The sequence below is a fragment of the Congregibacter sp. genome, from assembly GCF_045107095.1.
Taxonomy (GTDB): domain Bacteria; phylum Pseudomonadota; class Gammaproteobacteria; order Pseudomonadales; family Halieaceae; genus Congregibacter.
The window spans coordinates 16,131-30,852 of record NZ_JBGCFU010000049.1; the positions used below are offsets into that span (position 1 = coordinate 16,131).

General features: G+C 54.6%; 12 protein-coding genes. 9 read left to right on the forward strand and 3 right to left on the reverse strand.

Translation table 11 applies throughout. The features are described 5' to 3' along the window. The first annotated feature begins 439 nt into the window (after nt 1-439). Nucleotides 440-2,722 (forward strand): NADP-dependent malic enzyme, encoded by a 2,283-nt coding sequence (locus AB8B76_RS09015; RefSeq protein ID WP_405271816.1) that lies wholly within the window; start codon nt 440-442, stop codon nt 2,720-2,722. Between the two features lie 40 nt (nt 2,723-2,762). On the opposite strand, the gene AB8B76_RS09020 is transcribed toward AB8B76_RS09015, so the two are convergent. Both AB8B76_RS09020 and gap read right to left on the reverse strand, forming a co-directional pair. Beyond that, complete coding sequence (locus tag AB8B76_RS09020) at nt 2,763-3,332, reverse strand: hypothetical protein (RefSeq protein WP_405271817.1); 570 nt, start codon at nt 3,330-3,332, stop codon at nt 2,763-2,765. 110 nt (nt 3,333-3,442) lie between these two features. Beyond that, on the reverse strand, nt 3,443-4,471 hold the full coding sequence (gene gap, locus AB8B76_RS09025) for a type I glyceraldehyde-3-phosphate dehydrogenase (RefSeq protein ID WP_405271818.1): 1,029 nt from the start codon (nt 4,469-4,471) through the stop codon (nt 3,443-3,445). A gap of 139 nt (nt 4,472-4,610) precedes the next feature. On the opposite strand from gap, the gene hexR reads away from it, so the two are divergent. The 7 genes from hexR to pgl are packed head-to-tail and all read left to right on the forward strand — an operon-like array spanning nt 4,611 to nt 13,798. After that, the gene (hexR, locus tag AB8B76_RS09030; protein WP_405271819.1) at nt 4,611-5,495 is read left to right on the forward strand and encodes a transcriptional regulator HexR; all 885 of its coding nucleotides are present in this window, start codon (nt 4,611-4,613) and stop codon (nt 5,493-5,495) included. Beyond that, entirely contained in the window at nt 5,492-8,149 is a 2,658-nt protein-coding gene (ppc, locus tag AB8B76_RS09035) for a phosphoenolpyruvate carboxylase (protein WP_405271820.1), read from the forward strand. Before hexR ends, ppc begins: the two co-directional genes overlap by 4 nt. 32 nt (nt 8,150-8,181) lie before the next feature. Continuing rightward, on the forward strand, nt 8,182-10,005 hold the full coding sequence (gene edd / locus AB8B76_RS09040) for a phosphogluconate dehydratase (RefSeq protein WP_405271821.1): 1,824 nt from the start codon (nt 8,182-8,184) through the stop codon (nt 10,003-10,005). A 2-nt stretch (nt 10,006-10,007) separates the two neighbouring features. Further along, nucleotides 10,008-10,985, forward strand: coding sequence for a glucokinase (gene glk, locus AB8B76_RS09045; RefSeq protein ID WP_405271822.1), 978 nt, complete (start codon nt 10,008-10,010; stop codon nt 10,983-10,985). Next, complete coding sequence (locus AB8B76_RS09050; protein ID WP_405271823.1) at nt 10,985-11,629, forward strand: bifunctional 4-hydroxy-2-oxoglutarate aldolase/2-dehydro-3-deoxy-phosphogluconate aldolase; 645 nt, start codon at nt 10,985-10,987, stop codon at nt 11,627-11,629. The genes glk and AB8B76_RS09050 overlap by 1 nt, the downstream gene beginning before the upstream one ends. Continuing rightward, nucleotides 11,626-13,107, forward strand: a complete 1,482-nt coding sequence (gene zwf / locus AB8B76_RS09055) for a glucose-6-phosphate dehydrogenase (protein ID WP_405271824.1) — start codon at nt 11,626-11,628, stop codon at nt 13,105-13,107. Before AB8B76_RS09050 ends, zwf begins: the two co-directional genes overlap by 4 nt. Beyond that, the gene (pgl, locus tag AB8B76_RS09060; protein WP_405271825.1) at nt 13,100-13,798 is read left to right on the forward strand and encodes a 6-phosphogluconolactonase; all 699 of its coding nucleotides are present in this window, start codon (nt 13,100-13,102) and stop codon (nt 13,796-13,798) included. The genes zwf and pgl overlap by 8 nt, the downstream gene beginning before the upstream one ends. A 104-nt stretch (nt 13,799-13,902) precedes the next feature. Here the strand turns inward: pgl and AB8B76_RS09065 are convergent, their stop codons facing one another. Beyond that, nucleotides 13,903-14,250 (reverse strand): ArsC/Spx/MgsR family protein, encoded by a 348-nt coding sequence (locus AB8B76_RS09065; protein ID WP_405271827.1) that lies wholly within the window; start codon nt 14,248-14,250, stop codon nt 13,903-13,905. A gap of 101 nt (nt 14,251-14,351) precedes the next feature. On the opposite strand from AB8B76_RS09065, the gene AB8B76_RS09070 reads away from it, so the two are divergent. Beyond that, a partial coding sequence (locus AB8B76_RS09070) for a pyridoxal-phosphate dependent enzyme (RefSeq protein WP_405271829.1) occupies nt 14,352-14,722 on the forward strand: 371 nt, incomplete at its 3' end.

Here is a 14,722-nt window from a genome sequence, read left to right on the forward strand (position 1 = left end):
GCTGAACCGTCAATCGGCCGGCTGGCTCGAATGGCTGCTCTCGCTGAAGTGGGGGACGCTCGCTTCGCCACTCGAGCCAGCCGGCCTAAGCGTAGTGCGTTAATCAGGTTGGCACTACACCCAATCGAAGTTTCAGCTTCCCCTCGCGAAGCGATCATTTTCTGTGAAGTTCAGCATTCAGTATCTACACACGCGCAGGGCAGCTAGCACTGTTTACGCAGCGAGCGTCCCCCCACTTAGCGAGTGAAGTAATCAGTGCTAGCTGCCCGGTATTTAGGGCGTGGAGTTAGTTTGAAAATATGATGGCTGCGCGGGGTTCAGAACGTGAAGGTGGTTGAAAACAACCCACGCTGTAGATAAATCCTAAAGAAAGGCAGCGGTCTTCACCGTACAGTAGAGTTGCCTAGCTTATAATAGTTTTATTTTTGGACGCCTCACCATGGACGACGACAAGAGCCGCCAGGCAGCAAGAGAAGCTGCGCTCCGCTACCACGCCCATCCAAAGCCCGGGAAATTAGAGATCCGCGCGACCAAACCCCTGGCTAATGGACAGGACCTTGCTCGCGCTTACTCCCCAGGTGTAGCGGAAGCCTGCCTTGAAATCGTCAAGGACCCGGCAACGGCGGCGGACTATACCGCCCGGGGCAACCTGGTCGCGGTCATCAGCAACGGCAGCGCGGTTTTGGGGTTGGGCGACATCGGTGGCTTGGCAGCAAAACCTGTAATGGAAGGTAAGGCTGTCTTGTTTAAAAATTTTGCAGGTATCGATTGCTTTGATATCGAGTTGAACGAATCAGACCCGGAGAAGCTGGCGGACATTGTTTGCGCCATGGAACCCTCCTTCGGTGCGGTGAACCTGGAGGACATCAAAGCACCAGACTGTTTTATTGTTGAGCAGCGCTGCCGAGAACGCATGAATATTCCGGTGTTCCATGATGATCAGCACGGGACGGCTATAGTCGTAGGGGCTGCGGTAACTAACGCTCTGCATATTGCCGGTAAGCGTTTTGAAGATATAAAGATTGTCTCTACCGGAGGTGGTGCTGCGGGCATTGCCTGTCTCAACATGCTGCTGAAGCTGGGTGTGAAGCGCGAGAACGTTTGGTTGTGCGATGTCCATGGTCTGGTTTACGAAGGCCGTGGCGAGGATATGAATCCTCAGAAAGCGGCTTTTGCTCAGCCCAGTGAATACCGAACGCTCGATGACGTGATCGACGATGCTGATTTGTTTTTGGGCCTCAGTGCCCCGAAAGTTGTGACGGCCGAAATGGTTGGACGAATGGCCGAGCGGCCCATTGTATTTGCCCTCGCCAATCCAACCCCGGAAATTTTGCCTGACGAAGTACGCGCCGTTGCGCCTGACGCAATTATCGCCACGGGCCGTTCGGACTATCCGAATCAGGTCAACAACGTACTGTGCTTTCCGTTTATTTTTCGCGGTGCTCTGGATGTTGGCGCGACCGAGATTAACGATGCTATGCAGCTCGCATGTATTGACGGCATTGCCGCCTTGGCGCGAGCTACCACGAGTGCCGAAGCCGCGGAGGCCTATCGAGGGGAGCAGCTTGTCTTTGGCGTCGATTACTTGATTCCCAAGCCCTTTGATCCTCGGCTCATGGGGGTGGTTGCGAGCGCTGTGGCAAGCGCTGCAATGGAAACAGACGTTGCGACGCGGCCTGTGTCCGATCTGGCGGCTTATCGAGAGAAGCTCGATGGGTCTGTTTTCCGTTCATCGATGATCATGCGTCCTGTGTTTGCCTCTGCAGCGCTATCACAGCGCCGAATCGTTTTCGCCGAGGGCGAGGACGAGCGCGTACTGCGTACGGCTCAGGCGATCATTGAAGAGATGACAGACCGTCCTATTCTTATTGGCCGTCCCGAGATTATTGCGCGGCGCTGCGAAAGGGCAGGCCTGACGATAAAGCCCGGAGAAGACTTTGAGGTGGTTAATCCGGAAGATGATTCTAGACATCGCAGATATTGGGAAGCCTACCTGCAGTTAATGGCGCGACGGGGCGTAACCCCTGATCTGGCGAAGGTGATCATGCGGACAAACACCACCGCTATTGCGGCGATTATGGTGTACTGCGGTGATGCAGACAGCTTAGTTTGCGGTACCTTCGGTCAATACCTGTGGCACCTCAATTACGTTCGGCAGATCCTCGCCCATGACGGCGCGCATCCCAGGGGCGCGCTGTCTTTGATGATTACTGAAGATGAGCCCCTGTTTATTGCGGACACGCATGTGCATCCCGAGCCCACACCCGAGCAAATCGCTGATACGGTGATGGCCGCTGCAAATCATGTGCGTCGTTTTGGTTTAAAACCGAATATTGCCCTGTGTTCGCACTCCCAGTTCGGTAACCTCGATATCGATAGTGGACGGCGGGTACGTCAGGCTATGGCGCTCCTTGAAGCTCGGGAACCTGACTTTGCCTATGAAGGAGAGATGCACACTGACTCCGCCTTGGATCCTGAATTGCGGGCGCGAATCTTTCCCAATTCCCGTCTAGAGGGGCCCGCAAATGTCCTGGTATTTGCCTACGGCGATGCAGCATCTGGAGTACGAAACATACTCAAGATGCGCGGTGGCGCCTTGGAGGTCGGTCCCATCCTTATGGGGATGCAAAACCGCGCTCACATCGTGACGCCGTCCATAACCGCTCGAGGTCTCTTAAACATTTCGGCGCTTGCAGGTACCGACGTTACTCACTACCGCTAATGGCAGCTGCTTAGGGGAATGCGCATTGGCTGACGGCGCTTTAGGTGACCGCCCGATAGAAGCGGTACTGTGCCGAAAGGCACAGTGGCACCGCCACGATGAGTCCCAAGCCCATAGGTATGCTCGCAGCGACGCAGATGACCATGAGCACCAATAATAATACGGTGTAGCTCCAGAAGTTGGCGTGAATGAGCTTTCGGCTTGCCTCCATGGCGGGCCAAAAATCCATCTTTTTATCAATGATCATCAGATTGGTGAAGCCGTAGACAATGACCAGGTAAAGACCGGGTAGTACCAGTAGGAACAAACCGATGCTGATGAAGATCGACATCAGTATCGAGGCGATGATCAAAGGTACGAAAAATTGGAAGCCATCGAAGAGGTTAGAGATGGTGATTGTCTCTCCGCGTTCTAGTCGGATGATCATGCTGTAAAGACCCGCTAGCAGGGGAGGGTAAACGAGCGCTCCTGCAAAAGGGATTAGACCGACCACTCCGCAGATCACGCCCAATAGGATCGTGGCCCCAGAGAGCAGCCACGGTTCTTGTTTGTATAAAGCCCAGCCGTCTCTAAGGCAGACGCCTGCGTCAGGAACCACACGTTCTGTCATAACCAGCTACCCATCTTTCGAGTTTATGACCCAAGTGTAACGGCCCGCTGCGCTCTATGCGATGAGTCGCATTATGTGAGGCCCAGGGATCTAGCGATGCTTCGCTGGATTCAGGCGCTCTTCAAAAGCTCCGCTTGTGCAAATAGTGCTGAGCAGCTGTCCAGCATCCTGTTGGCAAAACCCCATTCGTTGTCATACCAGGCCATGACTTTGACGAGATTGCCGTTGACCTTAGTGTGGTTTGCATCGAATACACAGGAGGCCGAACTGTGGTTGAAGTCTATGGAAACGAGAGGGGCTTCATTGACTTCCAGCACTTCGCTCAGAGGGCCTTCCGCTGCCGCAGTCATGAGGGCATTCACCTCTTCTGTGCTGGTGTCTCTTTCCGCGATGAAGCTCAGGTCTACCAGGGAAACATTTATGGTTGGAATGCGAACTGCCATGCCATCCAAACGGCCTTTGAGCTCTGGTAGCACCAAACCTATGGCGGCAGCAGCGCCCGTCTTTGTGGGAATCATGGACTGTGTTGCCGACCGCGCTCGATACAGGTCGCTGTGGTAAACGTCGGAGAGCTGTTGATCATTCGTATAGGAATGAATCGTGGTGACATGGCCTTTAGAAATGCCGATGGAATCATGAAGTGGTTTTACCATGGGTGCCAGACAGTTGGTTGTACACGAAGCGTTGGAGATAACTTTTTCTTCGCCGGTGAGTAAGTGATCGTTGATGCCGTAGACTACGGTGGCATCAACATCAGCAGCGGGTGCCGATACCAGTACTTTTCGAGCGCCAGCTGACAGGTGCTTGCCCGCTTTCTCCCGACTGGTGAAAATTCCCGTGCATTCGCAAACGATATCCACGTTGAGAGCCTTCCACGGCAGCTGCTCGGGATCGCGTTCACTCAATACTCTTATTCGCTGTTTACCGACGATTAAGTGGTCGCCATCGATATTGACCGGGACGGGGAAGCGCCCGTGCACAGAGTCATATTGTGTCAGGTGAGCATTGATGGAGCTGTCGCCGAGGTCGTTGATGGCGACGACTTCGATTTTGCCCGCGAGTGCATCCTGACGCTCGATGAGTGCTCTGAGGATGTTTCGACCGATTCTTCCATATCCGTTGATAGCGATGCGCAGCATGAGATTGTGCCTCTCTGGGTTTAATTTTGAACATAAAATTACATAAATGAATGCAAAAACAGTTCATAAATTAAAAATTATGTAGTTTTAGTAAAAAATGTGTCAGTATTAGGGCTCATTAAATAGAGCAGCTGCTGCCGTGACCGAGGCTCAAGAAGACAATTTACTCCACGAACTTGGTAGTGCTGCCCGACGTGTTACCAAGTCCGAGCGGCGTATTGTGGATGTGATTCTGGATGATCCCCGGTCAGCCACCCGCCTGAGTATTGCCGCTCTGGCTGAACTTGCAGAGGTGAGTGAACCCACGGTTAACCGTTTTTGCCGCAAGTTTGAGCCCCGGGGCTATCCAGAATTTAAGCTGCGGTTAGCGCAATCGCTGGTACTTGGATTGCCCTACGTCAGTTCATCCATTGCGCCGGATGATGAAGCAGGAACCTATACCGCCAAGATATTGGATAGCGCCGTGATGTCGTTTAGAGCGCTAGGGGAGCAGTTACCGCCGAAGCTGGTGGAGTCAGTGGTTGATCGACTCCTTGATGCACATCATATTTTCTTCTTTGGTTTGGGTATTTCCAGTGCCGTGGCTCAGGATGCCGAACACCATTTCTTTCGCTTTTCGCTGCCGGTCACTGCGCACGCTGATGTCTTGATGCAACGGATGCACGCTGCGGCGGCTCGAGACGATGATGTTTTCTTCATTATTTCTCACACGGGACGGACGCGGGATCTTGTCGATATCGCGAATCTGGCTATAGCGCGAGGTGCTACGGTGGTTGCTCTTACTGCGGCAGCATCACCCTTAGCTAAAGCGAGCAGTCTGGCCATAGAGCTCGATGTCTCTGAGGATACGGACGCCTATATGCCCATGACCTCTCGTCTTGCACACTTGGTGGTACTGGATGTCTTGGCGGCGGGCGTATCGCTTCGTCGCGGCGAAGCGCTGCAGCCCCATTTGCGTGCTATTAAAGAAAGTCTCCGAGCGACCCGATTCGCTCCACAACCTGGAGGTAAACACCGCTCATGAGTTCTGCTTCTTCTGTGTCCCAGGATAGTAACGGGCACCAATACCGTAGCCTGCGAAACAATGTGAGTTTGCTGGGCAGTATGCTTGGAGAGACCATGGCGAAAAGCCATGGAGAGGAATTTCTTGCCAGCGTCGAAAAGATCAGGCTGCTATCAAAGTCTGGAAGTACGGGTGACGACAGCAGTTGGGAGCAACTGGAAACACTGTTGGCAGGGCTCGAAACAGAACAGCTTGGGTTGGTGGCACGTGCCTTTGCGCAGTTCCTGAATCTTGCGAACATCGCTGAGCAACATCACGGACTGTCTCGGGAAATGGATGCCGTAAACTCCGCGAGTAGAACGCTTTCTGGTGTTATGGACCTTTTGACCGAGAAGGGTCTTGAGCCTGCAGCGATCGAACAGTCCGTCGCAGATCTCAGTATCGAGTTGGTGCTTACGGCACATCCCACAGAAATCACCCGGCGCTCGTTGATCCACAAGTACGAAGAGATTCAACGCTGTTTGGGACAGTTGGAATCTCCGGGCCTCACTAATTACGAGCGCAACCGCATGGACCGGCGTTTACGGGAGCTGATCGCCCAGCTTTGGCATACGCACGAGTTTCGTGAAAGCCGACCAAGCCCCGTCGATGAGGCTCGCTGGGGTTTTGCGGTGGTCGAAAATTCACTCTGGCAGGCGGTGCCGGATTTTCTTCGACGATTGGACGATGCTTTACTCGCGGCCACGGGTAAACGACTACCCATGGATGCAGCGCCGGTACAATTTTCTTCCTGGATGGGTGGCGATCGCGACGGAAACCCCTTTGTTACCGCGAAAGTGACTCGAGAGGTGTTGCTACTGGGGCGCTGGCAGGCGGCGGCCCTTTACCTGAAGACTGTGGACCGACTAGTACAAGAGTTGTCCATGATCGAATGTAATGACGCCTTACGAGAGCTGGTAGGTGATACCCGAGAGCCTTACCGTCGCGCGATGAAGGATCTGAGAGCTCGCCTCCGCAAGTGGCTCACTGCTGTGGAGGACTTGCTGGATGGCCGTCCCGCTGAAACAAGCGACCTGATTCGGGACGTCGAAGAGCTCTCCAGGCCGTTGTTGCTTTGCTATGAATCACTATGCGAATGCGGCATGGAGCGCATAGCTGAGGGGACGCTTCTTGATTTACTACGCCAGGTTCGCTGCTTCGGCATCAATCTGGTCCGCCTCGATATACGGCAGCACTCCGATCGGCACAGTGCGGCCTTGTCTGAAATTACCGAATTTTTGGGTTTAGGACGTTATACGGACTGGGATGAGCGGCAACGTCGAGAATGGATTCAGCAAGAGCTTGAAAGCAAAAGACCGCTCATACCTCAGCACTGGTCGCCCAGCGAAGAGACGCAGGAGGTTCTTGATTGTTGCTCTGTCGTGGTGGAGCAGCCGGCAGGTGCGCTGGCTTGCTACATCATATCAATGGCGCGACAAGCCTCCGACGTGATGGCTGTGCGATTACTCCTCAAGGCAGCGGGGGGCGGTGACAGTTTGCCCATCGCGCCGCTTTTTGAAACCCTGGACGATCTTGACCGTGCTCCTCAGGTGATTACTGACCTGTTGGCGGTCGAGGGCGCTCTTGGCCGTTTGCCAGAGCAACAGATGGTGATGATTGGCTACTCGGATTCTGCTAAGGACGCAGGGATACTTGCAGCGGCCTGGGCCCAGTACCGTGCACAGGAAGCCCTCCTGGACGTTTGCACTCAAGCTGGTGTTCGCCTGCAGCTGTTCCACGGCCGCGGTGGAACCATTGGTCGTGGTGGCGCGCCCGCGCATGACGCACTGCTGTCGCAGCCTCCAGGTTCTCTCGAGTGTGGCTTGCGGGTTACTGAACAGGGCGAAATGATTCGCACCAAGTTGGGCATGACCGGTCTGGCCGTGAAGACTCTCGCTCTTTACACCAGCGCTATTTTGGAAGCGCGAGCGGCCCATCCGCCAAGGCCAAAGGCGCACTGGCGGGACACTATGAACCGTTTGGGCGAAAGCTCCTGCGACGCCTATCGCGCGGTTGTTCGTGACGATCCACGGTTCCTTACTTACTTTCGTGAAGCGACCCCCGAGGGTGAATTAGGCGCCTTGCCGCTGGCGTCTCGTCCGACGAGCCGAAAGAAAGATGGTGGCATTGAGGCTTTGCGTGCAATTCCCTGGATATTCTCCTGGACACAGAACCGGCTAATGTTGCCGTCATGGCTGGGCGCCGGTGCTGCTCTTGCCAAAGAGCTGGAAGAGCAGGGCGATGAGGTTATATCGGAGATGTTCCGAGAGTGGCCGTTCTTCGCGACACGCATGCAAATGTTGGAAATGGTCTACAGCAAAACTGATGCTCGCCTCTCGGCGCATTACGACGGCAAGTTGGTGAATCCAGAGCTGCGTGGTATTGGCGAGCAGTTGCGTGGCCAATTGAGTAACGACGTAGGGACTGTGCTTAGCGTTCTCGGGCAAGAGCTTCTGCTTGAGAAGCTTGACTGGACGCGAGAGTCTCTGGAGCTGCGGAACATTTACACAGTGCCGTTGAATGTACTTCAGGCAGAGCTTTTGGCTCGTCTGCGGCGCAATGCAGATGACGACACCCGGCAGGCCATTATGATCAGTATTGCCGGTGTCGCGGCTGGTATGCGCAACACGGGCTGATCTTCGGGTCGTCGTAAACGAGGAAGGAATACATGGAACTACACAACACAGTTGCCGAAGTCACGGAGCGCATCGAAAGACGCAGCCGTGGACCGAGACAAAACTATCTGGACCTTATGGCCCGGAGTCGGGATCTGCGCCCGCAGCGAGGGCAATTATCCTGCGGTAATCTTGCCCATGGTTTTGCGGCTTGTGGCGATGACGACAAAGATAGTATCCGCCTCATGGAGTCGTCCAACATCGGGATTGTCACGGCCTTCAACGATATGTTGTCGGCTCACCAGCCCTATGCCGAGTATCCGGACAAAATTAAGTCTTATGTACGAGCCGTAGGTAGCACCGCGCAGGTGGCGGGCGGCGTCCCGGCCATGTGTGATGGCGTCACTCAGGGACAGATCGGGATGGAGCTGTCGCTTTTTAGTCGCGACAACATCGCTCAGGCAACCGGCATAGCACTTTCACATCACATGTTCGATGGCATCGTCTGTTTGGGTATCTGCGACAAAATTGTACCGGGACTCATTATGGGCGTACTGCGCTTCGGCCATTTGCCCGCATTGTTCATCCCCGCAGGTCCGATGCCTTCCGGTCTTCCCAATGCGGAAAAGGCTCGAGTGAGGCAGCTGTTTGCAGAAGGTAAAGTCGGGCGTGAGGAGCTCCTTGCGGCGGAATCAGCCTCTTATCACAGCGCAGGCACCTGTACTTTTTACGGCACGGCAAACACTAACCAGATGGTTATGGAGGCTATGGGGCTGCAACTTCCCGGTGGTTCTTTTGTAAACCCCGGAACCCCCTTACGTGAGGCGCTTACTCAAGAAGCTTCGGAACTGATTACCCGTATTACCGCTCAAGGTCCCGACGCGCGACCTTTAGCTGAGGTGATAGACGCTCGTTCTTTTGTAAACGCCATTGTCGCCTTGCTGGCGTCTGGCGGCTCTACCAACCATACGATCCACCTGATTGCCATGGCGCGTGCCGCCGGTCTCGTGGTGACTTGGGACGATTTCTCAGAACTTTCTGCGGTCGTACCTCTCCTTGCTCGTGTGTATCCCAACGGTCAGGCTGATATCAATCACTTCCACGCGGCTGGGGGCACGGGTTTTCTGTTTCGGGAGTTACTGGACGGGGGCTTGATGCATGGTTCTGCCCGCACCGTTTGGGGTGATAGTTTCCAAGACTATACCCAGGAGCCGTTTTTGGCGGAGGGTAAGCTCTCGTGGCGCCCGGCAGCCAGCAAGAGTCTGGATGCAGATGTATTGGGGACAACGGAAGCGCCATTTTCCCCTGAGGGCGGCTTGCGTTTGCTTCAGGGTAATCTTGGGCGAGCTGTGATAAAGGTATCGGCGGTCAAGCCCGAGCACCGTAAAGTCGTCGCCCCCGCGGTAGTTATAGATAGTCAGGAACACCTTGCAAAGAAATTTGCAGAAGGAGAGCTCGAGCGGGACTGCATCGTTGTAGTTCGCTTTCAGGGGCCTCGAGCGAACGGTATGCCCGAGCTTCATAAGCTCACACCCTTGCTGGGTTCCCTGCAAGACAAAGGTCACTCCGTTGCATTGGTAACGGACGGTCGGATGTCGGGCGCTTCGGGGAAAGTGCCGGCGGCTATTCACATAACTCCTGAGGCCGCTATGGGCGGTGCTCTCGCACGCCTAAGGGATGGAGACATGATTTCTTTGGATGCGGTTACGGGAACTCTCAGTTGTGAAGTCAGCGAAGAGGACATGGCTGACAGGCCCCTTGCGCGCGTGCCGGGAGATAGTCAGGAAGGCGTTGGGCGAGAGCTCTTCAGCGTATTTCGAAAAGTGGTGACGACGCCCGAGGCCGGAGCCACTGTGATATTTAACGAGGAAATCTAGGGATGGCTAAGCCCTGGCATTTGCTGGCGGACATCGGCGGCACCAATGCGCGTTTTGCTCTTGGAGATGTGGCTACGGGTGAAATTCGAAATCACCTCACGGTCTCCGTCGTAGAGCACCCGACCTTCACATCGGCGTTGCTCATGTACTTGTCCATGGTTGAAGAATCGGGTGATTGGGAAAAGCGGCCCATAGATGGCTGTCTGGCTGTGGCGTGCCCAACGGATCGTGAGATTGTGACCTTTACGAATAGTGATTGGGTCATTGATCGAAGGGATTTGGCATTCAGTTTGAAAATCCCCAGTCTCGAGATTATTAATGATTTTGAGGCCATTGGTTACGCCGCGGCGCGATTTGCTGAAAGCGATTGGGAGCAATTGGGCAATGGGCAAGCTCGCGCCGACAAAGTCATCGCGGTACTTGGTCCCGGCACTGGTCTTGGTGTCTGTGGAGTGTTGCCAAGTACTACTCGGCTTAATGTTATGCCCGGCGAAGGCGGCCATGTCGACTTTGCCCCCGTCGGAGAGGAGGAAGCCGAGATCATGCGGCTCCTTTCAACGCGCTATCGACGCGTGTCCGCAGAGCGAGTGTTGTCAGGAGCGGGGCTGCAGAACATTTATTGGGCGCTCTCGCAAATGCATGGAGCTCAGCAGCAACACGCAACGCCCGCCGATATCAGTGCAGCGGCATTGGCCGGTGACGATCCCATCGCGGTTGAGTCGCTTGCCGTGTTTTGTCGAGTCCTGGGTAGCGTGGCCGGCAATCTGGCGCTGACCTTCGGATCCCTGGGAGGCGTTTATGTTGCTGGGGGAATCGTGCCGCGTATTCTGGAGTTTGTTCGTAACAGCGATTTTCGGGAGCGATTTCTGGCCAAAGGGCGTTTTCGTGAATATCTCGACGACATACCCACGCGTATTGTGACTCGCAAAGATCCGGGTCTTTTTGGCGCTCTTCAATTCCTACAAAGCAGGCACTTATAATGAATGACTCAAGAGGCATCCTTTCACAGGCACCCGTAGTGCCCGTGCTGGCCATAGAAAATCTAGATGATGCCATTCCGTTGGCAGAGGCTCTGGTCTCGGGAGGGATTCCCGTGCTCGAGGTTACCTTGAGAACGCCTGTGGGATTGCCGGCCATTAGCGCCATTCGTGAAGCGGTCCCCGATGCCATAGTAGGAGCGGGTACAGTCGTAAATGCAGCAGATTTTGAAGCGGCGGTAGAGGCGGGCAGCCGTTTTGTCGTGACACCCGGCCTGACCCAGGGGATTCTGGATACGGCCTCTGGCTCTGAGGTTCCCCTGATTCCTGGCGTAGCAACGGTCAGTGAGTTAATGCGGGCTTTGGACTATGGTTTTGATTGCTTGAAGTTCTTCCCCGCTGAAGCCTCGGGTGGCGCCGCTGCGCTAAGAGCCTTTGCCGGCCCTTTCCCTAATGTGAATTTTTGTCCCACCGGTGGTATTGGCTTGCATAACATTGACGAATATTTGGGAGTGAAGTCGGTTTTGACTGTTGGTGGATCCTGGTTGACTCCCGGTAGTTTGCTGGCAGCTCAGGATTGGGATGCCGTGACAGCCCTGGCTCGCGCAGCGGTAGAACATGTATCCACATTTCGGGCGAAGCAATGAACGGCTCAGCCGCAGTGGAATTGGAGGTTGGTATGGATCTTTTAATTTTTGGCGCTCGTGGCGACCTGTCCGCAAGAAAGCTTTTTCCAGCGCTCTATCACCTGGATAACTGCGAGTTGTTACCGGCTGACGTGCGGATCCATGCCTTGGCGAGGGAAGATATCCCCCTTGAGACGTTTCTCGAGGACATCAAAATTCGGGTTCGCAAGTATGTCGACGACAGTCGCTGGTCCGAAGAACAGTGGGTCAGCTATACCTCGCGTTTTGTCTATCACCGAATTGATTTTAGTACGGCGGATGGTTTCGCGGACTTGCGCGAGCTATTGGCGCCCGAGCGCCCTGCATTGTTCTACCTGGCAACACCGCCCTCACTATTCGGTCCTATTTGCGAGCATTTGGGGGCTACGGGTTGCCTCGTTGGCGATAGGCGGCTGCTCCTCGAAAAGCCCATAGGCCACGATCTGGAAAGTTGCCGGGCAGTGAATGACACCGTCGGCGAATACTTTTCGGAAGACTCCATCTATCGAGTTGATCACTACCTTGGTAAAGAAACGGTGCAAAACCTGTTGGTTATGCGTTTTGGCAACCGTTTTATCAACACACAGTGGGATCAGAGCTGCGTTGATCACGTGCAGATCACCGTGGCAGAGCCCATTGGTATCGAGGGCCGCTGGTCCTACTACGACGGTGTCGGTCAGCTTCGCGACATGGTGCAAAACCATCTCATGCAACTCCTTTGTCTGGTTGCTATGGAGCCGCCTAATTCCATGACGGCCGAGGGTATCCGCGATGAGAAAGTAAAGATCGTGCGTGCCTTGCGTCCCATCGATGAAACAAACGTCCGAGATCATGCCGTGCGTGGGCAATATGCCGCGGGATGGTTGCGTGGGGAGTCAGTTCCCGGTTACCTCGAGGAAGATGATTGCCCCGCGCAAGATAGTCAGACCGAGACGTATGTGGCGCTGAAGGCGTTTGTCGATAACTGGCGTTGGGCGGGCGTTCCCTTTTATCTGCGTACCGGCAAGCGTATGCCCGAAAAGCTCACCGAAATAGTGATTACCTATAAGGCGTTACCCCACAATATCTTTGCAGGCGCCGGTCGCGAGGATGTTCCGAATCGTCTGGTTATTCGATTGCAACCGAACGAGGGGATCGAAATGCAGATGGTCTCCAAGCAGCATAGTTTGCGTAACAAAATGGGGCTGGTTACAAAAAACCTCAATCTTGATTTTCTCGGTTCTTCGGAGTTGGACAGGATTCCCGACGCCTATGAGCGTTTACTCCTCGATGCGATTAATGCAGATCAGTCATTGTTCGTAGGTCGCGAGGAAATCGAAGAGTCCTGGCGTTGGTGCGACGAGCTCATTGATGCCTGGCAAACCCGTGCGCCAACGTTGCAGCCCTATCAGGCAGGCTCCTGGGGGCCGACTAAAGGAGAGTTGTTAATCGAAAAGGATGGACGAAGCTGGCATGTCTGAGATGAGCTTACTGGAATTTGATAGTCGCACGGGACTCGATGAGCAGCTGGCGGGTGACGTTAGCGGCATTTTGAAGCAGGCCATCGAAGCGCGTGGCGTGGCAAGCTTGGTGTTATCTGGCGGCAGCACGCCTAAAGGGTTCCTTCGAGGTTTGGCTTGTGAGGAACTGGATTGGTCAAAAGTGACCGTGACCTTGGCCGATGATCGCTGGGTGCCCTCGGATCATGAGGATAGTAATGATCGTTTGGTTCGAGAGAACCTGCTGCAAGGCCCCGCGAGCGCAGCGACGTTCCTTCCGTTGGTCAATGGGGATGCACATCCCAAGACGGCCACAGTAGCCATTAGAGATTCCTTGGCGAGTCTCGAGACTGTTGACGTAATGATTCTCGGGATGGGCGGTGATGGGCATTTCGCGTCGTTGTTTCCCGCCAGCGATGCGTTAGCAGCGGGCCTTGATATGCGTGGCAGAGAAACGGTTATTGCAGTGGATCCACCTGCCGCGCCTCACGCGCGTATGAGCATGACATTGCCACGAATCCTGGATGCGCGGCACCTCATCTTACATATCGTGGGTGACGATAAGCGACTGGTCCTTGAGCGCGCACTCTCAGACAAGGATCCTCTTTCGCTGCCCATCGCGGCAATCATGGCCTCTGAATCGCCAGCTCCTTACGTGTACTGGGCGCCCTAGAAAAAGGCAGCGTCTCTCTGCGCCTGTGTTCTTCAGACTAGTAAGGGCAGAGCTACGGAAAAACCGAGGCCAGAAGAAAGGCAGATTAGTTAGGGCAAGACGGTTTAGGTAATATCGAGAAGCTGCTCGTTTGGCCTCCCCAGCACAGCCTTGGATCCGTTGATACCGATGGGGCGCTGAATCAGTCTAGGTTCGCTTGCCATCGCTGCAAACACTTCGTCGTCTGATGCAGAGTCTGCTAATCCTAATTTCACAGCATCTTTCTCGCGCATAAACTCACGAGGACTTACCTTGCCCATCTTTTTGGCGATATCTCGGAGCTCGTCCTCGCTCAGCATTTCGCTCTTGTTCATGTATTTACGGACCTCAGGCTCAATGCCATTCTCCTGAAGGAGTGTAAGGCCCTTTTTCGATGAGCCGCATCCGGTGTGATGAATTAGGGTATAAGGCATGTTGGAAGTCCTGATAAACGATGACGTCACAATTATTCATCATTGTCAGAGCTAGAGAAAGTGTTTGAACAACTGTCTGGGTTTTGTTTCGGAGACCAACTGTGAATAGCGTTGAATTGCCCTCTTTTCTGGATGTTCGTGGAGCTGCCGGGCGACTGCAGGGACAAGCGGTGCGTACGCCGCTTTTGCGTAATCGTTTCCTCGATGAAGACAGCGGTCGGCGGGTGTTTTTGAAGCCCGAGACTCTTCAGGTAAGCGGCAGTTTCAAGTTTCGTGGTGCCTACAATCGTGTTTCGCAGCTGACCACCGCTGAGCGCAAAGCGGGGGTCATCGCCTGGTCATCGGGAAATCATGCGCAAGGAGTGGCCGCGGCCGCGAAACTCGAGTCCGTGCCGGCGCGAATTGTGATGCCCAAAGACGCGCCGCGTATAAAGTTGCAGAACACTATCGCTCTTGGCGCCGAAGTGATTAC

Coding starts and splice junctions, on each gene's coding strand:
- AB8B76_RS09020 (WP_405271817.1), bottom strand. CDS start 3,332: ATGACAGAACGTGTGGTTCCTGACGCAGGCGTCTGCCTTAGAGACGGC.
- pgl (WP_405271825.1), top strand. CDS start 13,100: ATGTCTGAGATGAGCTTACTGGAATTTGATAGTCGCACGGGACTCGAT.
- edd (WP_405271821.1), top strand. CDS start 8,182: ATGGAACTACACAACACAGTTGCCGAAGTCACGGAGCGCATCGAAAGA.
- glk (WP_405271822.1), top strand. CDS start 10,008: ATGGCTAAGCCCTGGCATTTGCTGGCGGACATCGGCGGCACCAATGCG.
- AB8B76_RS09050 (WP_405271823.1), top strand. CDS start 10,985: ATGAATGACTCAAGAGGCATCCTTTCACAGGCACCCGTAGTGCCCGTG.
- AB8B76_RS09015 (WP_405271816.1), top strand. CDS start 440: ATGGACGACGACAAGAGCCGCCAGGCAGCAAGAGAAGCTGCGCTCCGC.
- gap (WP_405271818.1), bottom strand. CDS start 4,471: ATGCTGCGCATCGCTATCAACGGATATGGAAGAATCGGTCGAAACATC.
- zwf (WP_405271824.1), top strand. CDS start 11,626: ATGAACGGCTCAGCCGCAGTGGAATTGGAGGTTGGTATGGATCTTTTA.
- ppc (WP_405271820.1), top strand. CDS start 5,492: ATGAGTTCTGCTTCTTCTGTGTCCCAGGATAGTAACGGGCACCAATAC.
- AB8B76_RS09065 (WP_405271827.1), bottom strand. CDS start 14,250: ATGCCTTATACCCTAATTCATCACACCGGATGCGGCTCATCGAAAAAG.